Annotated in this window: 17 protein-coding genes, 1 tRNA gene and 3 pseudogenes; 8 read left to right on the top strand and 13 right to left on the bottom strand. The window is 73.1% G+C overall.

All coding sequences use genetic code 11. The annotated features are described in order from the left end of the window. Nucleotides 1-112: 112 nt before the first annotated feature. Nucleotides 113-571: a hypothetical protein gene (locus ACZ45Z_RS19675; protein WP_468363747.1), complete on the bottom strand. Its 459-nt coding sequence runs from the start codon at nt 569-571 to the stop codon at nt 113-115. A 128-nt stretch (nt 572-699) separates the two neighbouring features. Here ACZ45Z_RS19675 and ACZ45Z_RS19670 point away from each other — a divergent pair. Continuing rightward, a pseudogene (locus ACZ45Z_RS19670) lies at nt 700-1,557 on the top strand (MmyB family transcriptional regulator); the annotation flags it as partial. 103 nt (nt 1,558-1,660) lie between these two features. Here the strand turns inward: ACZ45Z_RS19670 and ACZ45Z_RS19665 are convergent. The 5 genes and pseudogenes from ACZ45Z_RS19665 to ACZ45Z_RS19645 all read right to left on the bottom strand — a co-directional run bounded on the left by ACZ45Z_RS19665 (nt 1,661) and on the right by ACZ45Z_RS19645 (nt 7,667). Next, nucleotides 1,661-2,836, bottom strand: coding sequence for an anhydro-N-acetylmuramic acid kinase (locus ACZ45Z_RS19665; RefSeq protein WP_468363744.1), 1,176 nt, complete (start codon nt 2,834-2,836; stop codon nt 1,661-1,663). 68 nt (nt 2,837-2,904) lie between these two features. Then, complete coding sequence (locus ACZ45Z_RS19660) at nt 2,905-4,260, bottom strand: MFS transporter (RefSeq protein WP_468363741.1); 1,356 nt, start codon at nt 4,258-4,260, stop codon at nt 2,905-2,907. Beyond that, nucleotides 4,257-5,435, bottom strand: a complete 1,179-nt coding sequence (locus ACZ45Z_RS19655) for a lipid-transfer protein (RefSeq protein WP_468363738.1) — start codon at nt 5,433-5,435, stop codon at nt 4,257-4,259. Before ACZ45Z_RS19655 ends, ACZ45Z_RS19660 begins: the two co-directional genes overlap by 4 nt. Nucleotides 5,436-5,983: 548 nt before the next feature. Beyond that, nucleotides 5,984-7,021: pseudogene (locus tag ACZ45Z_RS19650) on the bottom strand (bifunctional MaoC family dehydratase N-terminal/OB-fold nucleic acid binding domain-containing protein); the annotation flags it as partial. A gap of 340 nt (nt 7,022-7,361) precedes the next feature. After that, nucleotides 7,362-7,667, bottom strand: coding sequence for a hypothetical protein (locus ACZ45Z_RS19645; protein WP_468363736.1), 306 nt, complete (start codon nt 7,665-7,667; stop codon nt 7,362-7,364). A 442-nt stretch (nt 7,668-8,109) separates the two neighbouring features. Here ACZ45Z_RS19645 and ACZ45Z_RS19640 point away from each other — a divergent pair, with 442 nt between their 5' ends. Further along, the gene (locus tag ACZ45Z_RS19640; protein ID WP_468363734.1) at nt 8,110-9,204 is read left to right on the top strand and encodes a bifunctional DNA primase/polymerase; all 1,095 of its coding nucleotides are present in this window, start codon (nt 8,110-8,112) and stop codon (nt 9,202-9,204) included. A 335-nt stretch (nt 9,205-9,539) separates the two neighbouring features. Next, the gene (locus ACZ45Z_RS19635; RefSeq protein ID WP_468363731.1) at nt 9,540-11,141 is read left to right on the top strand and encodes an ABC-F family ATP-binding cassette domain-containing protein; all 1,602 of its coding nucleotides are present in this window, start codon (nt 9,540-9,542) and stop codon (nt 11,139-11,141) included. Nucleotides 11,142-11,255: 114 nt separating this feature from the next. Here ACZ45Z_RS19635 and ACZ45Z_RS19630 read toward each other — a convergent pair. The 4 genes and pseudogenes from ACZ45Z_RS19630 to ACZ45Z_RS19615 all read right to left on the bottom strand — a co-directional run. Further along, nucleotides 11,256-11,633, bottom strand: a pseudogene (locus ACZ45Z_RS19630) (SAM-dependent methyltransferase); the annotation flags it as partial. 74 nt (nt 11,634-11,707) lie between these two features. Then, nucleotides 11,708-12,211: a GNAT family N-acetyltransferase gene (locus tag ACZ45Z_RS19625; RefSeq protein ID WP_468363728.1), complete on the bottom strand. Its 504-nt coding sequence runs from the start codon at nt 12,209-12,211 to the stop codon at nt 11,708-11,710. A gap of 136 nt (nt 12,212-12,347) precedes the next feature. After that, nucleotides 12,348-12,434: transfer RNA gene (locus ACZ45Z_RS19620), tRNA-Ser, on the bottom strand. A 42-nt stretch (nt 12,435-12,476) separates the two neighbouring features. Next, the gene (locus ACZ45Z_RS19615; protein ID WP_468363725.1) at nt 12,477-14,093 is read right to left on the bottom strand and encodes a S1C family serine protease; all 1,617 of its coding nucleotides are present in this window, start codon (nt 14,091-14,093) and stop codon (nt 12,477-12,479) included. Between the two features lie 314 nt (nt 14,094-14,407). On the opposite strand from ACZ45Z_RS19615, the gene ACZ45Z_RS19610 reads away from it, so the two are divergent. From ACZ45Z_RS19610 to ACZ45Z_RS19600, 3 genes are all read left to right on the top strand, one after another. Continuing rightward, nucleotides 14,408-15,253, top strand: a complete 846-nt coding sequence (locus ACZ45Z_RS19610) for a glycerophosphodiester phosphodiesterase (protein WP_468363722.1) — start codon at nt 14,408-14,410, stop codon at nt 15,251-15,253. 54 nt (nt 15,254-15,307) lie between these two features. Next, nucleotides 15,308-15,985, top strand: a complete 678-nt coding sequence (locus ACZ45Z_RS19605) for an ATP-binding protein (RefSeq protein ID WP_468363719.1) — start codon at nt 15,308-15,310, stop codon at nt 15,983-15,985. Between the two features lie 288 nt (nt 15,986-16,273). After that, entirely contained in the window at nt 16,274-17,275 is a 1,002-nt protein-coding gene (locus ACZ45Z_RS19600; protein ID WP_468363716.1) for a DUF5926 family protein, read from the top strand. Between the two features lie 284 nt (nt 17,276-17,559). Here ACZ45Z_RS19600 and ACZ45Z_RS19595 read toward each other — a convergent pair whose 3' ends face one another. Further along, nucleotides 17,560-18,228, bottom strand: a complete 669-nt coding sequence (locus ACZ45Z_RS19595; RefSeq protein WP_468363713.1) for a hypothetical protein — start codon at nt 18,226-18,228, stop codon at nt 17,560-17,562. Nucleotides 18,229-18,382: 154 nt separating this feature from the next. Then, nucleotides 18,383-19,093, bottom strand: coding sequence for a bifunctional DNA primase/polymerase (locus ACZ45Z_RS19590; RefSeq protein WP_468363710.1), 711 nt, complete (start codon nt 19,091-19,093; stop codon nt 18,383-18,385). Between the two features lie 653 nt (nt 19,094-19,746). On the opposite strand from ACZ45Z_RS19590, the gene ACZ45Z_RS19585 reads away from it, so the two are divergent. Next, nucleotides 19,747-21,321 carry a PP2C family protein-serine/threonine phosphatase gene (locus ACZ45Z_RS19585; RefSeq protein WP_468363707.1) on the top strand — a complete coding sequence of 525 codons (1,575 nt, stop codon included), beginning with the start codon at nt 19,747-19,749 and terminating at the stop codon, nt 21,319-21,321. 136 nt (nt 21,322-21,457) lie between these two features. Further along, a complete protein-coding gene (locus ACZ45Z_RS19580; RefSeq protein ID WP_468363705.1) occupies nt 21,458-22,927 on the top strand; it encodes an aminopeptidase P family protein in 1,470 nt (489 codons plus the stop codon). Nucleotides 22,928-23,020: 93 nt separating this feature from the next. Here ACZ45Z_RS19580 and ACZ45Z_RS19575 read toward each other — a convergent pair whose 3' ends face one another. After that, nucleotides 23,021-23,647 (bottom strand): TetR/AcrR family transcriptional regulator, encoded by a 627-nt coding sequence (locus ACZ45Z_RS19575; RefSeq protein ID WP_468363702.1) that lies wholly within the window; start codon nt 23,645-23,647, stop codon nt 23,021-23,023. Between the last annotated feature and the right edge of the window lie 182 nt (nt 23,648-23,829).

The raw sequence follows: 23,829 nt of genomic DNA, 5'->3' as shown, positions 1-23,829 counted from the left end.
GGATCGCCCGAAGGTGCCGAAACACCCTCCCTCTCAAGTTGTACAGGTGGGGCCCGCTCCACCTCCTCAGGGCGGAGGGGCGGGGACGGTCCCCTAGGGCCTGCCCTCCGGGTCACGCTCCGGTGGGCGCGCCACCGGACCGGCGGAGGCCGACGAATTCGAGCGCGGCGAAGACCGCGACGACGAGGGCGCCGATCAGCAGGAAGACGGTCCCCAGGGCGGTGAGCGGGATCAGGCCCGTCGCGACGAGCAGGACGAGCGCCACGCAGGACAGGGCGTTGCCCGCGATGACGGTCACGGCGAGGCGCGACGGGATGCGGGGGTAGCCGGCGATCAGTGCCAGAGCGGCGGCGCCACCCAGCATCGCGACCCCGAACGGTACGGACCAGGTGAGGGGCAGGCCGAGCGGGCCGCTGAGCGGGCCGCCGCCGACCAGCAGGAAGACGCCGAAGGCGGCGGTGCTCCAACTGTCGACGCGAAGGCTGGTGCGCAGCGGGTCCGACGCGGGGCCGCCGGCGGACGGGCGGCGGGAGGCGGTGGCGGTGGACGTGGCTGTGGCGGTGGGATTCATGGGGGCGTCTCCTTCAGAGAGCGGACGGTGCTGACCGGTTCCGGGGAAACGGTGCAGCACAGGAGGCATGGGCTCAATGACCTCCGAGGTCATGGCTCCGGTGATCAGCGGCTGGATATCCTCCGGCCATGGATGCGAAGCAGACGTCACGGGTGGGGACCCTGTTGCGGGAGTGGCGTCGGCGCCGCCGGCTCAGCCAGTTGGAACTGGCCCTCCTCGCCGACAGTTCCGCGCGGCACCTGTCCTGTGTGGAGACCGGCCGCGCGCTCCCCAGCCGGACGATGGTGCTGCGTCTGTCCGCCGCCCTGGACGTCCCCCTCCGCGAGCGCAACACCCTGCTGCTGGCCGCCGGTTACGCCCCCGCCTACCGGGAGAGCAGCCTCGACGACGAGGAGATGGCTTCGGTGCGTTCCGCACTCGACATGATGCTGACGACGCACGAGCCGTACCCCGCCGTCGTGGTCGACCGCTGCTGGAACCTGCTGACCGGCAACCGGGCCATGTCCGTCCTGATGGACGGCGTTCCGCCGCATCTGCTGACACCGCGGCCGAACGTGTTCCGGCTGACCCTGCACCCCGACGGACTCGCCTCGCGGCTGGTCAACTTCGACGAGGTCCGCGACCTGTTCCTCAAGCGGCTGCTGCGCCAGGTCAACGCCACGGGCGACGCGGAGCTGCGGGCGCTGTACGAGGAGGTGTGCGGGTATCCCCTGCCGGCGGGAGGGGGCGGGGAAGCCGCTTCGGAGGGCGAAGCCGCCCCGGAGGGGAAAGCGTCCCAGGAGGGGGCGGCGGCCGGGGTTCCGGGGGCGCGGCCCGGTCCGGTGCAGGTGCCGCTACGGGTGCGTACCCCGCTGGGTGAGCTGTCGATGTTCAGCACGATGGCCACGTTCGGCGCGCCCGCCGATGTGACGCTGTCGGAGCTGGCGATCGAATTGTTCTACCCGCTGGACGAGTTCACGGCGAAGACGCTGCGCGGGCTCGCCGCGATGGCGGACGGGAGCGGGGACGGGAGTAGGGACGCGAGGAGGGGCCAGGACGGGGCTGGGGGCGAGGCTCCAGGGGAGAGTGAGGCCCCCGGACCGGACCGCCTCACCCGCTCGGCGTCACCACGAGATGAGTGGGTGCCGTACGCGGAGCCGGCGGGAGGCGCAGCCCACCCGAGCCGGGCGTGAGCGAGCCCAGGACGGTGGGACGGCGCGCGCCGGTGCAGGAGGGGACGGTGCCCGGCAGACCGTGGACGGTGAGGAAGCCGAGGACGGCGAAGGCGTACGCCTCCTTGGCGGCGGCCGGCAGACCGAGGTCGTCGGAGGTGCGCAGGGGAACGCCGCCGAGTTCCGTACGGAGCAGCGCCATCAGGGTCGGGTTCCGCGTGCCGCCGCCCGAGGCGATCACCTCCGTGGCTCCCGCGGACCGGACCGCGGCGGCGACGGTGCGGGCCGTGAGGAGGGTGACCGTGGCGAGGACGTCCTCGGGTGGCAACGGCTCGCACCGGTCCAGGGCCGCGAGGAGATACGGCAGGTGGAAGAGTTCCTTGCCCGTCGTCTTCGGGGCGGGCCGGGCGTAGTACGGCTCGTCGAGGAGGAGACCGAGCAGACGGGCGCTGACCGTGCCCCGGGCGGCCAGCGCGCCGTCGGTGTCGTAGCGCAGGCGTCCGCCGGTGAAGTGCTGGACGGCCGCGTCGGCGAGGGCGTTGGCGGGGCCGGTGTCGAAGGCGATCGGATCGCCGGATTCCGGGAGGGCGGTGAGGTTGGCGATCCCGCCGAGGTTCAGCGCGACGGGGACGCCGGGCCGGCCCCGCAGCCACAAGGTGTCGACCATGCTGACCAGCGGCGCGCCCTGGCCGCCGGCCGCGACATCGCGGGCCCGCAGATCCGACACGACGGGACGGCCGGTCACCTCGGCGATCCAGGCCGGTTGCCCGATCTGGAGGGTGCCGCGCACCCGGCCGTCCTCCGTCCAGTGATGCACGGTCTGCCCGTGCGAGACGATCAACTCGGCGCGCCCGCCGCACAGGACGCGGTCGGCGCGGGCGGCCACGGACGCGAAGGCCCGGCCGACACCGGTGTCGAGGCGGCACACCCGCTCCATGCTCGCCGTCGCCGGGGGCAGCGCCGCGGCGAGCGCCGCGCGGAGTTCGTCCGGGTACGGCTCGCTCAGCAGCCCCAGCGGGGTCAGTGCGAGGCGGTCGCCGTCGAGGGTGAGGTCCGCGGCCGCGGCGTCGATCGCGTCGTAGGAGGTCCCGGACATCAGGCCGATCACGCGCATCGCTCTCGTCTCCTCGGTGGCCGTGTGGTCAGTCGGCCGTCCCGGGCCGGTCCGCCGGCCGCCCGGGCTCAGTCGGGCAGCGGGCGGCGGTGGTCGTCGCCGCGCAGGGTCAGCAGGGCGGCGACGCTGACGGCGCAGGTCACGGCCACGTAGTAGGCCGGTATGTCGGCATCGCCGGTCCGCTTGGTCAATTCGGTGATGACGAGTCCCGCGCAGCCCGAGAAGACGGCGTTGGACAGCGCGTAGGACAGACCGAGGCCGGTGCACCGGACGCGGGTGGGGAACATCTCGGCGAGCATGGCCGGCCCGGGACCCGCCATGAGGCCGACGACGGCACCCGCGGCGAGCACCGCGCACGCCTTCGCCGGGGCCGGTGCCCCGGCGTCCTGGAGCAGGTGCAGCAGCGGGAAGGCGAGGACGACGACCAGCGCGGCGCCGGCCGCCATCACCGGACGCCGCCCGATCCGGTCGCTGAGCGCGCCGGCCGGCAGGAGGACGGCGGCGAAGCCGAGGTTGGCCAGGACGGTGGCGACCAGTGCCTCCTGGAGGCCCGCGTTCAGCGTGCTCCGGAGGTACGACGGCAGCACGACCAGGAAGGTGTAACCGGCCGCCGACCAGCCCATGAGCCGTCCGATACCCAGGACGATCGCCCGAGCCACCTCCCCTGCCCGGGGCATCTCCACGGCCCGTGGCACCTCCCCGGCCCGTGGCACCTCCCCGGCCGGCCCGGCGGCCTTCCGCTCCGTACGGTCGAAGGCGGGGGTCTCCTCCAGTCCCAGGCGCAGCCACAGCGCGGCGAGCCCCATCGGCAGGGCCAGCAGGAACGGCAGCCGCCACCCCCAGGCGCCGAGTTCGGCCTCCGTCAGCACGGTGGTCAGCAGCACGGCGGCGCCCGCGCCTCCAAGGAGGCCGAGAGCGACCGTGAACGACTGCCACGCGCCGTACAGGCCCCGCCGCCCCGGCGGCGCGAACTCCGTCATCAGCGACACGGCACCGCCGAACTCGCCGCCCGCCGACAGTCCCTGCACGACGCGCAGCAGCGTGAGCAGCCACGGGGCGGCCGCGCCCGCCGTCGCGTACGTCGGCAGCAGGCCGATGAGGGTCGTCGCCCCGGTCATCAGCAGGACGGCCAGGACGAGCGTCGGCCGCCGCCCGATCCGGTCGCCGATCCGGCCGAAGAGTGCGGCGCCGACGGGGCGGAAGAAGAACGCCAGCGCGAAGGACGCGTACGTCTTGATGAGCGCCTCCACCTCGCCCCCGCCGTCGGGCGTGAAGAAGTTCGCCGCGATGACCGTCGCGAAGTAGCCGTAGACGCCGAATTCGTACCACTCGATGAAGTTGCCGACCGACCCCGCCGCCAGCGCCCGCCGGGAGCGGGGCGGCCCGGCGCGTTCGCGGGCGGGAGGGCGCACCGCGCCGGTCATGGCGCCGCCCCGCCCTCGGCGGTGAGGATCAGGCCCGACGTGGGGACGCCCGTGCCGGCGGTGACCAAGACGCGGGCGGCGTCCGGGGTCTGGTTGACGGAGGTGCCGCGCACCTGGCGTACGGCCTCGGCGATGCCGTTCATGCCGTGCAGATACGCCTCGCCGAGCTGCCCGCCGTGGGTGTTGAGCGGCAGCGCGTCCGCGGCCACGAAACCGGCGGCCTCGCCGGGCCCGCAGAAGCCGAACTCCTCAAGCTGCATCAGCACGAACGGCGTGAAGTGGTCGTAGAGGATCGCGACATCGATATCGGCGGGTGACAGCGCCGCCGTACGCCACAACTGGCGGGCCACCACGCCCATTTCGGGCAGGCCCGTCAGATCGTCACGGTAGAAACTGGTCATCTGCTCCTGCGCCCGGCCCGCGCCCTGCGCCGCGGCCGTGATCAGCGCCGGCGGGCGGCGCAGATCGCGGGCCCGCTCGGCCGAGGTCACCACGAGCGCCTGGCCGCCGTCGGTCTCCTGGCAGCAGTCCAGCAGCCGCAGCGGCTCGACGATCCAGCGGGAGGCGGCGTGGTCGGCGAGGGTGAGGGGCCTGCCGTAGAAGTAGGCGGCCGGATTGCGCGCGGCGTGGCGGCGGTCGGTGACGGCGACGTGCCCGAACGCCTCCGGTGTCAGCCCGTACGCGTGGAGGTAGCGCTGGGCGGCCATGGCGACCCAGGACGCGGGGGTGAGCAGGCCGAACGGCAGGTTCCAGCCGAGCGCCGCGCCCTCGGCGGTCGGCTCGCGCCGCTGCACGCCCGCGCCGAAGCGGCGGCCGGAGCGCTCGTTGAAGGCGCGATAGCAGACGACGACCTCCGCGACGCCGGACGCGACCGCCAGCGCCGCCTGCTGGACGGTGGCGCAGGCCGCGCCGCCCCCGTAGTGGACACGGGAGAAGAAGGACAGCTCGCCGATGCCGGCCGCCTGCGCGACGGTGATCTCGGGGCTGGTGTCCATGGTGAAGGTGACCATGCCGTCCACGTCGGCGGGCGTGAGTCCGGCGTCGTCCAGGGCGGCGCGCACCGCCTCGACGGCGAGTTTCAGCTCGCTGCGGCCGGAGTCCTTGGAGAACTCGGTCGCCCCGATGCCCACGATGGCGGCCCGGCCGCCGAGGGAGTCCGCGCGGCGCAGGCTCATGGGGCCACCTCCGGGGCGGCGGCCTCTGTGGGGTGGTCCGGGACCGTGACGGTCACCGTGCCCGTGACGTGGTGGCCGAGACCGTTCGCGCCGACGATCCGCACCCGCGCGGCAGCACCGTCGACGGCGGTGACCGTGCCGCTCAACACCATGGTGTCCCCGGGGTAGTTGGGCGCGCCGAGCCGGATGACGGCCTCGCGCAGCACCGCCCGGGGGCCGAAGTGGTCGGTGATGTAGCGGCCGACCAGGCCGTTGGTGGTCAGGATGTTCATGAAGATGTCCGGCGAACCCTTCTCCCGCGCGGCCTCCGCGTCGTGGTGCACGTCCTGGTAGTCGCGCGAGGCGATCGCCCCCGCGACGATCAGCGTGCGGGTGACGGGGACGGTGAGCGGCGGCAACTCGTCACCGGGGCTGACGAACGGGGGCCGGCCCGGGCGCCCGGTCTTCCGGATTCCTCCCCCGGCCCCGTCCGCACGGCCTTCCGCCGCCGGTCCGCCCGGCACCCGCCGCTCCCGGGTCGGCGTGCGGTCCACGTCAGCGGTCCCCTCCGCCCGGAAGACGGGCAGGTCCCACTCCCCGTCGACGCGCCGGAACTCCAGCCGTACGGGCATGCCGATCCGCACCGCGTCGTACGGCACCCCGACCACGTTGCTGACCATCCGCACCCCTTCCGCGAGTTCGATCAGGGCCACCGCGTAGGGGCCGCCCGGCTCGCTTGTGTCGGTGTCGGCGTCGGACTCGGAGTTGTACTCGGACCTGTACTTGGACTCGGTGAAGGCGGGGAACGGCGGGTGGTGCATCACCACGTAGGAGAAGACGGTCCCCGCGCCGCTCGCCCGGAACGTGTCCCACTCCGGCGATCCGCACGCGGCGCAGCCGGGCAGCCAGGGGAAGCGGGGCCTATCGCAGCCGCGGCACCTCTGGATGAGCAGTTCGTGCGCGGCGACACCGTCCCAGAATCCGGCGTTGTCCCGGTTCACGACGGGTCGGGGGCGGCGCGGGGACGGCCCGCCCGGCCGCCCGCCCGCCGGTTTCCTGGCGGCGGGCACGTACTTGAGGATCCGGAAGCGGTGGGTGCCCGCGAGCGTGCCGTCGGCGCGTACGTCCATCCGCGTCGTGACGAAGTACCCGGCGCCCAGCTTGGTGGTCTTGCGCGCAGAGACCGACTCGATCACCGCGTCGAAGGTGATCCGGTGGCCCGGGCGCAGCGGCCGCAGGTACTCCTGCTCGCAGTCGGTGGCGACGACGGAGGTGTAGCCGGCGTCGTCCAGCAGCGTGAGGAGTTCGTCGTATGCGGCGGAGCGGCCGGTGGGGCCGGTGTCGCCCGTGTGGTCGGTGGGGTCTGTGTGATCGGTGGGACCCGCGTGGCCGGACAGTCCGCCCATCGTCCAGGTCTGGAGCATGGTGGGCGGGGCGAGGGGGTCAGGGCCCTGGTAGGCGGGGTTCGCATCGCCCATCGCCTCGCACCAGTGCCGGATCATCGGCGCGTTGACGGGGTCCTTGCCGACGCCCGCCGTGACGGCGGCCCGCCCCTCGAAGCGCCGCAGCCGGTCGTACAGCGGGTCGGAGGGCCCGTCGACCGTCATCGCGGCCCCCCGGTCAGACGTGACCGGCGGGGCCGACGGGTCGGGCGGTGCTGACGGGGCCGGCGGGACCGGCAGGAGTGGCGCGCGATGGGGGCGAGGTGCACGTCGGCGGCTCCCCTTCTGGTGGCGGCGTGGGGCGTACGGGTTCCGGGCGCACAGGAGCGAGAGGGTTTCTGACTGTCCGTCAGAAACCCTCTCGCTGTCAAGGCCGGCGCGGCCAAGCCCGGAGCAGCCCAACGCCCCCGCGCCGTACCTCACTCATCCGCCGGTCAGCTCCCGGTCGGCCGGCGGCCGGCCGCCGCTCGGCCCGCCGCCCGGTCCGCCGACCCGCGGCGCGCCGTCACCAGAGGTCGCTGAAGTTGACGGTGGCGTTGTCCTGGTCGATGTGGGTGAAGCCGGAGCCGTTCACGCTGGCGGTGTTGTTCTGGTTCGCCGCGCCCGGGCCGTTGGCCACCTGCTGGGTGCTCGTGGAGTTGCCGTGGTTGCTGCCGCCGACGCCGGTACCGGCCTGGCTGACCGCCGCCGAGCTCGACCCGTGGTTCGCAAAGCCGCCGTTGTCGGCCTGCGCCACGCCGGTGAAGAGGGCGGCCGCGAAGGGCAGTGCGGCAGCGAGAGCGATGACGCGGGCGGTACGGATGCTTGCCATGTCTATTCCTCCTACGGAACACAACTTTTGGAGATCTGCCGGAACTCGCTGGTCCTGTGGCACCCAGCCAGCCGATGCCACTTATGGAAGCTCTTGACCTGCCGGAACTCCGTTTGTTCACCGGGTAGTTGGCCAACCACCGCGATGCTTTCTCGACGTCGCGAACTCAGGATTGCCCACCGAATCCCCGGCGAACCCGCCGCGAAGGGTCGATTCCCTCGCAAGCATGAGGAACCCCGGGTAAACCCGCACCGCGCCCCGACGCCCCCGCACACGCCCCTTTGGCGACCCCGCCGACCGCGCCCGCCCCGTCGCATGCGGCCCCACCCGGGCCACGCAAGCGCCGCACCCACGGGGCCGCCGCCCCCTCTCCCTTCCGGCCACCCCCGGCGCGCGGCTCGACCCCCTTCCCTTCATCGAACATTCGTACGAAAATAGATTCATGGCCGCCACGCCCCGAAGCCATGCCGAACCGCCCACGAGGACCCGTCCCGAGCCACGGGCCGAGCCACCAGTCGAGCCGCGAGCCGAGCCATGGCCCGACACCCGAACCACCGCCCGCCCCTCACCACCACACTCCGGTCCGCAGTCCGACCCGCAGCCCTACGCGCCACCGCCCTCCGACCCGCAGTCCTACGCGCCACCGCCCTCCCCCGCCCCGGCCGGCTCCCCACCCCGCCACCCGTATCCCGACGCGCACGCCGCCGCCCTCGCCCACGCCCTCCTCGCCGCCGAGCAGGGCTACGCCGTCATTCCGCTGACCCGCACGAAGCTCCCCGCCGTCCGCTCCCCGCACCGCGGCCACCCCGAGACGCCGCCCTGCCGCGGCGCCTGCGGCCGTATCGGGCACGGTGTCCACGACGCGACGACCGATCCCCTCGCCATCCGCCGGCTGTTCGCCGCCGCCCCCTGGGCCACCGGTTACGGCATCGCCTGCGGGCTGGCGCCGCACCACCTCATCGGCATCGACCTCGACACCAAGAACGGCGCCGACAGCCTCACGGCCCTCCTGCTCATCGCCGAGGAGCACCGCTTCGCGCTCCCGCCGACCGTCACCGTCCGCACCCCCTCGGGCGGCCGCCACCTGTGGCTGACCGGGCCGCCGTCCCCACCGGCCCCGCACGTCCCCAACTCCGTCGGCCGCCTGGCCCCCGGCATCGACATCCGCAGCACCGGCGGCTATCTCGTCGGCCCCGGATCCCTCACGGTGCACGGCCGCTACGTCCTCGCCCCCGGCTCCCCGCCCCACCCCGCGCCCGTACCGCGCGCCCTGCTCGCCCTCCTCACGCCTCCACCACCCTCCACGCACCCGAGCGCCCCGCCCGCCGGACCGCCCCACACGGCCGGCGCCCTCGTCCGCTTCGTCCGCACGTCCCCCGTAGGCCAACGCAACGCCCGCCTGTTCTGGGCCGCCTGCCGCGCCCACGAGTCCGGCCTGGACCGGGAACTGGCCCCCCGCCTCCTGGAAGCCGCCCGCCACACCGGCCTCTCCGACGAGGAGGCCCGCGCCACCCTCGCGTCGGCGGGACGGCGATGAGGCGCACGACGACGCGGGCGATGACGCGGGCGCCGCGATGTGGGTGACGCGGTGGGTGATCAGGCGGTGGGTGATCAGGCAGTCGATGACGCGGGCGACGCCGTGCGCGAAGACGCGGGCGACGACATCGACGGACCGAGGTATCGGGGGATCCGGGGACCGAGGCACCGAGGTAACGAGGCACCCAGGGATCGGGGATAGCGGGACGGAAAACCCCATGCGCCCGCCAGACCGCCGCCGCTAACCTGACCCCATGTCTACGCCCCGGATTTCCTAGCTCGGACACCGCTTCCACGCCACCCGTGTGTCCTTGAGCTTCTCCGGAGCGTTATCCCATGATCACCGTGCGCGGTGTCGACGTGCGCGTCGGCGCCCGACTTCTGCTGTCCGACCTCTCCTTCCACATCGCCCCCGGCGACCGCATCGGCCTCGTCGGCCGCAACGGCGCCGGCAAGACCACCCTCCTGCGCGCCCTCGCCGGCCAGGACCGGCCCGCCGCCGGATCCATCACCCGCACCGGATCCCTCGGCCACCTCGCGCAGGACTCCCGTACCGCCGACCCGGACACCACCGTCACCAACCGCATCCTCTCCGCCCGCGGCCTGGACCGCGCCGTACGGGCCCTGCGCGCCGCCGAGACGGCGATGGCCGCGGCCACCCGCCCAGCCGCGCAGGAGCGGGCGATGGCCGCGTACGCCCGGGCCGAGGCCGACTTCCAGGCACGCGGCGGGTACGCGGCCGAGGCCGAGGCGGCCCGCGTCGCGGCCGGTGTCGGCCTGCCGCAGCGCGTCATGGAGCAGCCCGTCGGCACGCTGTCCGGTGGCCAGCGGCGCCGGGTCGAACTGGCCCGCATCCTCGTCGCCGACCACGACACCCTGCTGCTCGACGAACCGACCAACCACCTGGACGCCGACTCGATCGCCTGGCTCCGGACGTTCCTGACCGGCCACCGGGGCGGGCTGATCCTCATCAGCCACGACACCGACCTCCTGGCCGGCACCGTCAACCGCGTCTTCCACCTGGACCCCGGACGCGCCACGATCGACGTCCACAACACGACCTGGAGCGCCTACCTCGCCCAGCGCGCAGCCGATGAACGGCGCCGGACCCGCGAGCACGCCAACGCCGAACGCAAGGCGGCCGCACTGCGCACCCAGGCCGACAAGATGCGCGCACATGTCGCGACGGCCGTCGCCGCGAAGAACATGGCGCGCCGCGCCGACCGGATGCTCGCCGGCCTGGAACCGGCCCGCCGCACCGAAAAGGTCGCCCGGATCCGGCTGCCGGAGCCCGCGCCGTGCGGCCGGACGCCGCTGGGCGCGATCCGCCTGACCAAGGCGTACGGCGCCCACCAGGTGCTGTCGGGCGTGGACCTGGCCGTCGACCGGGGCAGCCGACTGGTCGTCCTCGGCCTCAACGGCGCCGGCAAGACGACGCTGTTGCGGATCCTCGCCGGTCACGAGACGCCGGACACCGGCCGCGTCGTACCCGGTCACGGGCTGCGCCTGGGCTACTTCGCCCAGGAACACGACACCCTGGACCCGGCCCGCAGCGTTCGCGCGAACCTGACCGCCGCGGCGCCGCACCTGACCGACGGCGAGGCCCGGCACGTCCTGGGGTCGTTCCTGTTCACGGGCGACGACGCCGACAAAGCCGCCGGCGTGCTCTCCGGCGGCGAGAAGACCCGGCTGGCTCTGGCCGGTCTCGTCCACTCCGGCGCGAACGTCCTCCTGCTGGACGAGCCCACCAACAACCTCGACCCGGCCTCCCGGGGCGAGGTCCTCGCGGCCGTCGACAACTACCCGGGCGCCATCGTGATGGTCACCCACGACCCGGGCGCCATCGAGTCCCTCCGCCCCGACCGCGTACTTCTCCTCCCGGACGGCACGGAAGACCTCTGGAACCCGGACCACTTGGAGCTGGTCACTTTGGCGTGAGACCCGGCCGTAAGACGCAGGCGTGACGGGCCAAGGGTGACGGACCGGGGGTGAGGGGGCGGGGCGGAGGAGGCGGGGCTCAGGAGGCGGAGGCTCGTCAGGGGCGGAGGCTCGTCAGGGCAGGGCCGGAGTGTGCCGCTCCTCCCCACCCCCCGCCGCCTTCCGCGCCTCGATCAAAAACCGCGTCGTGTGGGCGCCGAAGGCCCCCTCCCGACATATCACCGCATCCAACTCCCGCAACTTCTCCCGGTGTTCCTCGACGGTGAACCCGGGCACCATCCCGACCACCTTCCGCAGGAAATAGACCACGGCGCCGATGTCGAAGAACTCCGTCCGCAGCGACTCCGACCGCAGATCGACCACCTCCAGCCCGGCCGCCTCCGCGTCCCGGCGGGCGTCCTCGGGATGACGGGCCCGCCGTACGTCCTCCGGCTGCGGCCCCAGGAAATACTCCACCGGCTCGAACACACCGGCCGGACCGAGCTGTTCGTTCGGCGGCCAGGACTCCGTGGCGAGCAACACCGCACGTCACCGGGAACCCGTAAGCCACCGTCAGTCATCGTCAGTCACACGTTATCCCCATCCCCACCCTCCGCCGGAAGGCTGAGCTCGGGCCTGTCCCACATCACCGCCGGCGGGTTCGCCCGCACCGTCCCGACCCACCGCGCGCCGACGCTGCGATAGAACCCCTCGGCGGGCGGATGCGACACCACCCGCACACTGCCCAGACCGGCCCGCCGCGCCTCGCCCCGCAAGTGCTCGATCAACACCCGGCCGATCCCGGCGCCCTGCTGGTCATCCGCCACGAACATCAGATCCAGCTCCGCCGCCTCGACCAGCAGCGCGTAAAACCCCACCGTCCGCCCGTCGTCCGCCACGGCGACGAACACCCGGTGCGCCTCGACGTAATCCGGCCCCACCCGGAATCCCTCGACCATCGCGCCATACGGCCCCCCGTAAGCCCCCGACCCCCGCACCATCCGACTGATCCGCCTGGCATCCCCCGCCCCGGCCCGCCGCACCACCACCCCACGCCCGACGCCCGCTCCCCCCGCTCGCCGCACAGCCATCTCACCCACTCCCTCTCCCCCTCTACAACACCGAACGAGCCCCGACCGATGCCGCGCGACCCCGCCCAACCCACGACAAAAGGGGCCCCCGGCTGCGCCGGAAGCCCCTCTCACCTGCGTATTTCCACTACCTCTGCGGAGGCTGTGGGATTTGAACCCACGGTGACGTTGCCGCCACGACAGTTTTCAAGACTGTTCCCTTAGGCCGCTCGGGCAAGCCTCCCCGCGGCACCGGTGAACGGTGTCGCGGGATCAGACTAGCGCGTCACTTGTCGCCCGTGCGCTGGCCCAGGGTGACCTGGACGGTGTGCTCCTTGCCGTCGCGCTTGTAGGTGAGGGTGACCTCGTCGCCGGGCTTGTGCTGCCAGATCTCGCTGATGAGGGTGGGGCCGCTGTCGATGACGGTGTCGTCGAGTTTGGTGATGGTGTCGCCGGGCTGGAGGCCGGCCTTGGCGGCCGGGCCGTTCGGGGTGACCGCGTCGGAGCCGTCGTTGCCGGTCTGGGCGATGGTGGCGCCGTCGCCGGTGTCCTTCATGCCGACCTGGACGCCGATCTGCGGGTAGATCGGCTTGCCCGTCTTGATCAGGTCCTGGGCGACCCGCCTGGCCTGGTCGATGGGGATCGCGAAGCCCAGGCCGATGCTGCCGGACTGCTGCGGTTCGCCGCCCAGTCCGCCGCCGCTGCCGGCGGACTGGATGGCGGAGTTGATCCCGATGACGTTGCCGCCGGCGTCCATGAGCGGGCCGCCGGAGTTTCCGGGGTTTATCGACGCGTCGGTCTGGAGGGCGCTCATGTACGAGGCGCTCGTGCCGCCGCCGTCGCTGGAGGCCACCGGGCGGTCCTTGGCGCTGATGATGCCGGTGGTGACCGTGCCGGACAGCCCGAAGGGCGCGCCGATGGCGATCGTGGCGTCGCCGACGCGGACGTTGGCGGACTTGCCGAGGGGCAGCGGGGTGAGCCGGGCGCCGGAGGCGTTCTTCAGCTTGATGACCGCGACGTCGTAGCCCTGGGCGCGGCCGATGACCTCGGCTTCGTACTTCTTGCCGTCGGAGAACGTCGCGGTGAGCTTGCCGCCGCCCTCGGCCGCGCTGGCGACGACGTGGTTGTTGGTGAGGATGTGGCCCTGCTTGTCGTAGACGAAGCCGGTGCCCGTGCCGCCCTCACCGGTCGCGCCCTGGGCCTCGATCGTCACGACGCTGGGCAGTGCCTTCTGCGCTATTCCGGAGACGGAGGTGGGCTTGCGGTTGAGCGCCTCGGGGTTGCCGGAGGCGGTGACCGTCGTCGAGGCGCTGTCGTCGCGGTCCGCGGCCCAGTAGCCGATGCCACCGCCGACGCCGCCCGCGACCAGCGCGGCGGCGAGCACCGCGGCGACCAGGCCGCCGTTGCGCTTCTTGGGGGCGTGGGGGCCCGGTGCGCCCCAGGGGCCACCGCCGCCGCCACCGTAGGGCGGCTGCTGGCCCCAGCCGCCTCCGGAGCCGTGCCCGCCCGTGGCGTACGGGGGGATGCGGGTGGTCGGCTCCCCCGGGCCGTCCTGCTGGCCGCCGGCGGACGGCGGTCCCCAGCCGGGCGTGGAGCCGCCGCCCGAGGCGGCCGTCGCGGTCGGGATGCGGGCGGTGTCGTGCGCGCGGTGATCGTCGCGCGCACGGTGGTCGTCATACGGGCCGTGGCCGTCTCCCGGGTGGGCGGCGGGCGGCTGGGCGGGGCCGGGCGCCGCCGGGGGGCCGACGGGGGCGGCGGCGACGGTCGGTGCGAAGTCCGGCGGCGGCGGGGCGTCCGGAGTCCGGTCACCGGAGGCGGACGCGGGGGCGCTGTCCGACGCCTGCGGCCCGTTCGGGGGCTTGGCCTCCGACGGGACGGCGGCTCCCTCGTTCTCGGTGCTCACAGCTCTCTCCTCAGCTTCACGACTGTGCCGGCCGACGGCCCCGTGGCCGTCTTCGCGGTTCTCTGTTCTCCACGTTCTCCACCACCCGTATTCCAGGTCCGCGACCCCGGTACTCCAGGATTCACGGGATTCCGGATCCGGCGCTACGGGCGGGGCCCGGTGTCCCAAGCCTTTCCCACGCCGCGTCAGGGCGCCGTAAGCCGAGGCTGTGACTGTTCCCCTCATCCTTTATGCCGGACAAATCCGGCGCATCCCGGTGAGGTGCCCGGACACCGCCCGAGCGGCCCGTCGGCGGTGGGTGGCACGATAACGCGGTGACCTATGCACGCCCCGCCAAGGACGCCCGTCCGGGCCCTTCCGCCATTTCCGTCGTAGCCCATCGAGGCGCCTCCGAGGACGCCCCGGAACACACCCTGGCCGCCTATCGCAAGGCGATCGAGGACGGCGCGGACGCCCTGGAATGCGATGTCCGGCTGACCGCGGACGGCCACCTGGTCTGCGTGCACGACCGGCGGGTCAACCGCACCTCCAACGGGCGCGGGGCCGTCTCCGCCCTGGAACTCGCCGATCTGGCCGCGCTCGACTTCGGGTCCTGGATGGCCGGGCCGGACGAGGCCGAGGCCCCCGACCGGCAGGACGAGGACCCCGAGCGCACGTCCGTCCTGACGCTGGAGCGCCTGCTGGAACTGGTCGCCGACGCCGGCCGACGGGTCGAGCTGGCCATCGAGACCAAACACCCGACCCGCTGGGCCGGACAGGTGGAAGAGCGGCTGGTGGAGCTTCTCGCCCGCTTCGGCCACACAAAACCGGCCATGCCCTCCGGCCCGGAGCCGGCGGTGCGCGTCATGAGCTTCTCGGCCCGCTCCCTGCACCGCGTACGGGCCGCCGCGCCGGATATCCCCGGCGTCTACCTCATGCAATTCCTCACACCGCGCTATCGGGACGGCCGGCTGCCGCCCGGCGTGGGCATCGCGGGACCCGGTATACGCATTCTTCGCTCGCACCCCGACTACGTCGCCAAGGCGCACCGTGCCGGTCACCGGGTCCACGTCTGGACGGTGAATGACGCGGCGGACGTCGAATTGTGCCGGGCCATGGGCGTGGACGCGGTTATTACAAATCGCCCCAAACAGGTTCGAAAGCAACTGAGCTCTCCCTAAAGCTCCTCACAGGGTGTGCACCGGCGCATTCGGCCTGTCGATGGATCGGGCCGAGTGCGTCACCGCGTGCCGCTTGGCCGGTTTCCGGTCCAGTCCAATGGGGCATTCATCCCCTGGCGTGGGGCAAAGGAGGTCTCGGGGGTGACGTTGGTGGTGGCACAAGAGGTGCCGACGTCGTCGATCATGGCCGTACCCCATGGACCAGCGGGTGTGGGCATGGCCAGGCGGCGCATGCGTAAAGAGCTGTCGGCAAGTGGAGTTCAGGACAGCGTCGTCGATGACGCGGTCCTTATTCTTTCGGAGCTGTTGAGCAATTCGTGTCGGCATGCCCGTCCGATATACGAACCCGGCTCGCCGGAATGCGCACGGGACGCCCCTCCGGGTAGCCCACCCGCTTTCATCCGGGCCTCGTGGCGGATCGACGCGCAAGGAAAGCTGACCGTCGCGGTCACGGACGGCGGCGGCCCGACCCGGCCGCTTCCGGCCACTCCGTCGGTCACGGCACGCGGCGGCCGCGGGCTGGCGATCATCCGCTCGCTCGCCAAGGACTGGGGTGTCCGCGACACCGTCGCGGGCGAGGTGACGGTCTGGGCCGTGCTCCCCCTTCCGGACGCCTTCGCGGCGCGGCTGCGCCTGGCGCCCGCCCTGCCGCCGCTCTCGGCGGATCTGTCGGCGGAGTTGTCGGGGCTGCCGGCGGAGCTGGCCTTCGCGGAGTTCGACGACCCCGCGTAGCCGCGTTTCTGTGCAGCCGCGTTCCTGTGCGCCCGTACCTGTGTGCCCGTACCCGTGGAGCGGCCTTCCTGCGGAGCCGCCTTCCTGCGGAGCCGCCTTCCCGTGGAGCCGCGTTCCTGTGGAGCCGCGTTCCTGTGGGCCGCGTTCCCGTGGAGCCGCGCCGGACACGCCCTCGGGGGCGAGCGATCCTCTAGGCTCGCGCCGAAACGCGTCCGTACGCCACGGAACACGTCCGTACGCCACGCAAGGCGTCCGTACGCCCAGGATCGACCAGGAGACTCCGCCGCCATGGCCAAGAAGCGCCGTCCCCAGCCCCAGGCCGCAGCACCGCAGATCAAGGACGGCGAGGTGCCGGTCGTCGGCGCCCGCGAGCCCTGTCCGTGTGGTTCGGGCCGCCGCTACAAGGCCTGCCACGGCCGGGCCGCGGCGCACGCCGTCACCGAGCTGGTGCGGCGTCCGTTCGAGGGCCTGGCCGGCGAATGCGACTGGGTGGCGATGCGCGAGCTGGTGCCCGCCGCCACCGCCGAGCTGACTCTGAAGGGCGGACTGCCCGAGGGCGTCCCGTCGGTGACGCTCGCGACGGTGCTCCCCATGGCCTGGCCCGCGCTGCGCCGCGACAACGGCGCCGTCCTGCTGGGCCTCCAGAACGACACCGCCTCCGGCGACCTCAGCCGCGACCTGGCGGACACCCTCCAGCGCGCCCTGACCGCGGAGCCCGGCACCCCGGTGGCCGCCGGGCGGGCCGCCGCCGACGGACCGCGGCTTCAGGACCTGCTCGACACCGACGCCGCTTTCGAGCCGACCGTCCACACCGGTTTCGAGTTCTGGGTGGAGAACGCCGAGAACGCCACCGGTGAGGTCGCCGCCTCTCTGGAGCGGGCCAACGCCGCGGCCATCCCCACCGCCCGGATTCCCGGGATGGAGGGCGCGTACTGGTGCAAGGCGCCGGAGAAGAACCACCTGCGCTGGGTCACCACGTTCCCCGAGGAGCAGCTCCTGGACGCGCTCGCCCGGCTGCACGCCGCCGGCGCCTCCTCCCTCGGTGACGACACCCTCCCCCGCAGCACCAAGGGCACGGGCGCCGCCCCTCTCGTGGGCTCCTTCCGGGCCCACGGGCTGGTCGTTCCCGTCTGGGACCTGCCCTCCACGATGAGCGCGGAGGATGTCACGGAACCGGCCCTGGCGTTCGCCGAGCGGCTCGCCAAGGCGCTCGCCTCCGACGCGCCGCTGACCGCCGAGGAGCGCAGGTCGCGCGGCGGGCTCACCAACCGCCAGGTCACCCTGAGCTGACGCCGCGCGCCGCCGTGGGGGCAGCCGTGGCGCCCGTCACCGCTGCCCGTCGGCCATCCGGAAAAAGACGCGTCCGGAAATCCACGATCGAATTTGCGAACCGCCGATCTCTTGTTACGGTTCTAGAAGCCCGGTCGCTGGTGCATCCCCCGTCGCCAGCGACCGGGCGCTTCCATGTCCGGAGCCGGACGCGTTTCCCCGCGCGCCTCCCGCGCTTTCCCGTGCGCTCACCGCGCCGCCGGCCGACCGGGAGCCACCGCCCACCGCCGTGTCCCGACCGGCCGCTAGCCGTCCGAACGGCCGCCGCCCGGCGCCGCGTTACCGGCCCGCAGCAGCATCCGCTCCTCCGCCGCGTCGGAGATCTCCGCCACCGCGCCGTAGCCCGCGCCGTCCCCGCGCACGGTCGCGCCGGTCGGCGTCTCGCACATCCCCGGCACCTTGGCCGTGGCCACCTCGCAGTGCACCTGCACCGTTCCGCCGTCCGGCCGCAGCAGCGTCAACACGGCGCGCAGCGGATCACCCGTGAGGTTGCGGTAATACGTCCGCGCCCACGTCAGTCCCTCCTCGGCGAGCACACAGGTCTGCGCCTCGATCCCCCGGACGGAGGCGAGTTCGGGGCCGCAGCGGGCGGTGCGCCGGTCGCCGGAGAGCGGGGGCAGTACGGGGCCGGCGGCGGGGTGGGCGCGGCGGCCCGAGCCGGACACCCGCGCGGCGCCGGAGGTGACGGACATGCCGGAATCGGCCGCCATAACGGCCTTGCCCGGCTTGACCGACGTGCTCCTCTTGCCCGGCCCGCCGGCCTCAACAGCCCTGCCGGACGCGGATTTTCCGCCCGCGGGCCGGGGGGCGGGAAGCTCCGCCGGGCCGGCCGTCGCCGCGGCCAGCGGGACGGCGACGGCGAGCACCGACGTGCCGACGAGCGCGATCATGCGGGGATTCAGCGCACGCTGCATGGGACCACCTGGCGGTTGAATAGGCCGCGAACGGCGGCTTGAACGGTGCGCCGAACCTATCGGTCGACGCGGACCGCTCCGGGCGCCCGCACACCCGTTTCCCGTAGTCCTCCGGCCCACTCACACCCTTACGGGTGACCCGCCGACGCGCCGGTCAGTACGCGAGCCGGCTGCCGCCGTCGGGGGTGCTGGTGCTCGCCGTGACCAGGGCGTCGACGATGGTGGCCACCCGCGGCAGCCAGGGCGCGGCCGACGTGGCGGCCGGCGGTCGCTCCCAGCGCACCTTGCCGGCGCCGATCTGCGACGGCGGGAGCACGACGTAGCCGCCCTCGCCGTGGAACCGCAGCGAGCTGGGCACCCAGTCCCGGGAGTGCAGCAACTCACCCAACTCTGGCAGGTCGTACGGCGAGACGAGCAGCGACCAGCGGGTGGGGGTGGCCACCACCGGGCCCAGGCGTACGCCGAAGTGGTCCAGGGCGGCCAGCGCCCGGGCGCCGGCGACGGCCGGCAGGCTGACCGCGCAGGGGGCCCGGCCGCCGGTGGCCAGGACGATCGGGGCGTCGGGACGGTTCGCCCACCACCAGCGCACCATCCGGGGATCGGTCGTGGCCGCCAGGAGGCCGGGGTCGAAGGGGTGCGCGCCGGGCACCACACAGTCGGGGTCGGGGCAACTGCACTGGCGCGTGCCCCGTTCTCCCAGGCCGAGCCGGGCGGCGCCCGTCTGCCGGCCGCCGGACCTGAGTCCCACGCCGGGGAGTACCGGCCACTGCCACTCGGTGGCGCAGTGCAGCGCCGCACCGAGCAGTGCCGACCTTCCGCCGCGCCGGAACAGGAGCTTGCGTCGCCTTCCGAGGATCTCGCGCATGAGCGCTCGTTCCTTTCCGTTAACGCCGAGGGCTATGTCCATCGCACTACATACCGGTTCGTGCCGCTGTATGGCGTTTCATGCGACCTGGTCATGCGACCCGGGGGTCGATCACGCCACGTGGATCATTGGTGACCGCGTGTACAAGGCAGCGCATCACGCCGTACGCCGAGCGTGGAACGTGGCGGAGGGTGGCGCGCGCATGGCGCTTGCGCTTTCGGTAGAGCAATCCCGCCACTTGGGAGTGCGTCGCGGTCGTCGACGTATGAGACGTCCGTGCCCGCCGGAGAGTTCCGGTGCGGCCCCAACTGGCCCCGCGCCTTTCCGAGTACGTACCCGCCACTGTGGAGATGACGCGCTGTCGATCGCCGTCAGTCGACCGCAAATTGACGCTCGGGGGGCAATTTTTAGGCCAATCTACAGACCTCGTTGACACCACAAACCCCATGAGGACAATGCTGGACATCGTGTCGTGGGTGCGTGTAGATGTGGAGACATTGATAGCTGAGCAGCATGACATGGGGGTTTGCGATGCTATTGAGGAAATTGAGCGGCCGGAGAAACCGCACAAGATCACTCAACAAAATGCCGCACTCCCTACCAAAAGGCGGCCTGACCTGGGAAAATCTCAGACGCGACGATAGCCGTCGGCCATGACCTCTCACCACGTACCGAAAGTGGCTGGAATCGAACCAGCACTTCCGGCCCCGGCGCACACTGCCGATCCGCTTGCGGCGGAGGCCGGCACGGACACGCCCTCGGGCACCACCGCCGACGCGGACGCCGACCCAACCACGGGCACCCGGCCGGACGCCGGCGCGGACCTCTCCCCCGTCGACCAGCTCGCCGCCGTCCAGGACCGGCTCGCCGGCTGGATCTCCGACCTCACCACGCTGCACGATCTCACCCAACAGCTCGCGCACACCCGCACTTTGGAAGAAGCGCTCAGGGAAGTGCTGCGGGCCGGCGCCTCGCTCGCCGGGGCACGGCGCGGTCTGGTCGTCATCGAACCGGCCGACGGACTCGGCCCGGAAACCACCCTGGGACTGGGCCTGGGCCACGCCGACATCGGGCACATCGAAACCATCCCGCGCCGCGCCCTGTCGTACGCGCGGATACTGGACGGCCTGCCCGAACCGAGCGCGACCGAAGAGGTGGACCCGGGCGACGACGCCGCCCGGCCCGACGGCCCCCTCGACATCACCGAGCCCGACATCCCCGGCGAGAAGGACCTCGACCCCCGCCTGCGCGAGGTCGCCGCCCGCCTCGGCTACGCCGCCAGCTACGCCGTCGCGCTGACCGCCGAGCCGATCGGCCGCATCGGCGCCGCCGTCTGGCTCTACGACGAACCCGCCGAACCCACCGAGCGCCGGCGCCACCTCATCGGCCTCTACCGCGCGCACGCCTGCGAGCACCTCGCCCGGCTGCTCGAACTCCACCGCAGCCGCCGAACCGCCCGCACCCTCCAAGAGGAACTGCTGCCCAGCCGGCTGCCGCGCGTCCCCGGCGTACGGCTCGCGGTGCGCCACGCCACCGGCCCGCGCGGCGGCGGCGACTGGTACGACGCGCTGCCGCTGCCCGACGGGGCCCTGGGACTGGCCGTCGGGTCGGTGACCGGCTCCGGGCCCAGCGCGGTGGCCGCCATGGGCCGGCTGCGCGCCTCGCTGCGCGCGTACGCCGTCATGGAGGGCGAGGACCCGGTCGCGGTGCTGTCCGACCTCGAACTGCTGCTGCGGCTGACCGAACCCGCGCGCAGCGCCACCGCCCTGTTCGCCTTCACCGAGCCACCGCCCGGCACACCGGGCGGGCCGCCCGCGCCGCCGATGCCGGCCGGTATCACCGACCCCTTCCCGCGCAAGGTGCTGCTGGCCGGGGCCGGCCACTGCCCGCCGCTGATCCTCGGCGACCGGCGCACCGAGTTCGTCGAGACCTCCCTGTCCGCGCCGCTGGGGATGCTCGCCTGCTGGGAAGCGCCGAGCGTGGAGATCGGCGCGGGGCCCGGCGAAACGCTCCTGCTCTACAGCGACGGCCTGCTGCACCGCACCGGCGACCCCATGGACCGCGCCTTCGCCCGACTGCACGCCGCCGCGGCGGGCGTCCCCAGGGCGAGCCGCCGCGACCCGGAGGCGATCGCCGACCACGTGGTGCGCGCGATGCTGCCGCAGGGGCTGGACGACCCGGCGTCGGAGGAGGACGTGGTGCTGCTGGCCGTCCACTTCGAGGAGTAGCCGGCACACGGGCGGGCACCGGCGGCGCCGGCCCGGGCCAGGTGCCGCAATGGCCGGAAGGTCATACGCACCTCCCCTGGACCGCGCCCGATTCGCACCTACGATGGGAGGCGGTTCACTCTCAAGAGGAGGCATTGTGGCCGACGAGCTCACCCCGGAGACCCCGGACGAGGACGAGCAGCCGATCAAGCAGCGCAAGAACGGCCTTTACCCGGGCGTATCGGACGAGCTCGCGGAGAACATGAAGAGCGGCTGGGCCGACACCGAGCTGCGTGATCTCCAGCCGATCGAGCAGGCCCCGCACGCCGCCCGGCGCCGTGCCGCGCTGTCCGCGCGCTTCCCCGGCGAGCGCCTGGTGATCCCGGCGGGCACGCTCAAGACCCGCTCGAACGACACCGAGTACCCCTTCCGCGCCGCCACGGAGTACGTCTACCTCACCGGCGACCAGACCGACGACAGCGTCCTGGTCCTGGAACCCCGCGCCAACGGCGCCGAGGGCCACGACGCGACGCTCTACCGCCTGCCCCGCTCCAACCGTGACAACGGCGAGTTCTGGCTCAACGGCATGGGCGAGCTGTGGGTCGGCCGCCGCAACAGCCTCAGCGAGTCCGAGGCCCTGCTCGGCGTCCCCTGCAAGGACGTCCGCGAGCTGGCCGACGCGCTGCGCGAGGGCACCGGCCCGGTCCGAGTCGTGCGCGGACACGACGCCGAGATCGAGGCCGCGCTGACCGACAAGGTCACCGCCGAGCGCGACGAGGAACTGCGCGTCCACCTCTCCGAGGCGCGGGTGGTCAAGGACGAGTTCGAGATCGGCGAGCTCCAGAAGGCCGTCGACGCCACCGTCCGCGGCTTCGAGGACGTGGTGAAGGTCCTCGACAAGGCCGAGGCGACCTCCGAGCGCTACATCGAGGGCACGTTCTTCCTGCGCGCCCGCGTCGAGGGCAACGACGTCGGCTACGGCTCGATCTGCGCCGCCGGTCCGCACGCCACCACCCTGCACTGGGTCCGCAACGACGGCCCGGTCCGCTCCGGCGACCTGCTCCTGCTGGACGCGGGCGTCGAGACGCACACCCTCTACACCGCGGACGTCACCCGCACGCTGCCGATCAACGGCCGCTACACCGCTCTCCAACGCAAGATCTACGACGCGGTCTACGACGCCCAGGAGGCGGGCATCGCGGCCGTCAAGCCCGGCGCGAAGTACCGCGACTTCCACGACGCCTCGCAGCGGGTGCTCGCCGAGCGGCTCGCGGAGTGGGGCCTGGTGGAGGGCCCGGTCGAGCGGGTCCTGGAGCTGGCGTTGCAGCGCCGCTGGACCCTGCACGGCACCGGCCACATGCTCGGCCTGGACGTGCACGACTGCGCCGCGGCCCGCACCGAGGCGTACGTCGAGGGGACCCTGGAGCCCGGCATGGTGCTCACCGTCGAGCCCGGCCTGTACTTCCAGGCGGACGACCTGACGGTGCCCGAGGAATACCGCGGCATCGGCGTCCGGATCGAGGACGACATCCTGGTCACCGAGGACGGCAACCAGAACCTCTCGGCCGGCCTGCCCCGGCGGTCGGACGAGGTCGAGACCTGGATGGCCGGCCTGCTCGGCAAGTAGGCCCGCGGGCGCGCGGCGAGCGCCGCACCGCGTCCGGCACGGCGGCCGGTGATCCCTCGGCGGGGTCACCGGCCGCCGCGCGTCCGGGCGGGCTCAGTCCGCCGCCGGACCGTCCGCCCGCCGGTACGCGCCCGCCCGGGCCGCCGCCCACACCGCGGTCGCCGTGGACTCGGCCAGCGCCATGTCCACGGGGCGGCGCGCGATCAGCATCCGGTAGTAGAAGGGCGCGCCGAGGGCCGCCATCACCTTCTCCGGATCCGTGTCGGACGGCAGCTCGCCGCGCGCCATGGAGCGGCGCACCATCTCCCCGGCCAGCGTCAGCCGCTCGTCGAAGAAGCCGCGCAGCACGCCGGCCGCCTCCGGGTCGCGGGCGGCGGCGGAGACCACCGCCTCGATCAGGCCGCGCATCCGCACGTCGCCGTAGAACGCGCCGATCGAGCGGGCCAGCGCCCGCAGGTCGCCCGGCAGCGTGCCGGTGTCGGGCAGCGGCACATCCGCGCTGAGATCGGTCAGCAGATCGCAGACCACTCTCTCGACGCTGCGCCAGCGCCGGTAGAGCGTCGCGGGATGGACCCCCGACCGCTGGGCGATCTTCTCCATGGTCAGCGCGGCGAACCCCCCGGAGCCCAACTCCTCCAGTACAGCGGTCAGTACGGCCTGCCGGGTGCGGGCCGTACGCCCCCCGGGTCGGCTCTCGCCCGGGGCCTGGTGCGCTGTCACGGTGGCTCCGTATTGCAGTGCGGGTTCACGCCAAGTATTGTCCGGGACAGGTTAATGCGAGCAACTTCGCGTTAATCGTGGTGCACGCCGGTCTCGCAGGACAGGGGACGCCGCGGGGGAGGTCCTCTCGCTGCGAGACGGCGCTGCCCAGTCCGGCCCCGAGAGCGATTTCCGGCCAGCTT

It is taken from the genome of Streptomyces sp. NPDC031210 (assembly GCF_055570395.1).
Note: the sequence above shows the minus strand (reverse complement) of the source record. Positions and strands in the feature narration are given on the sequence as shown.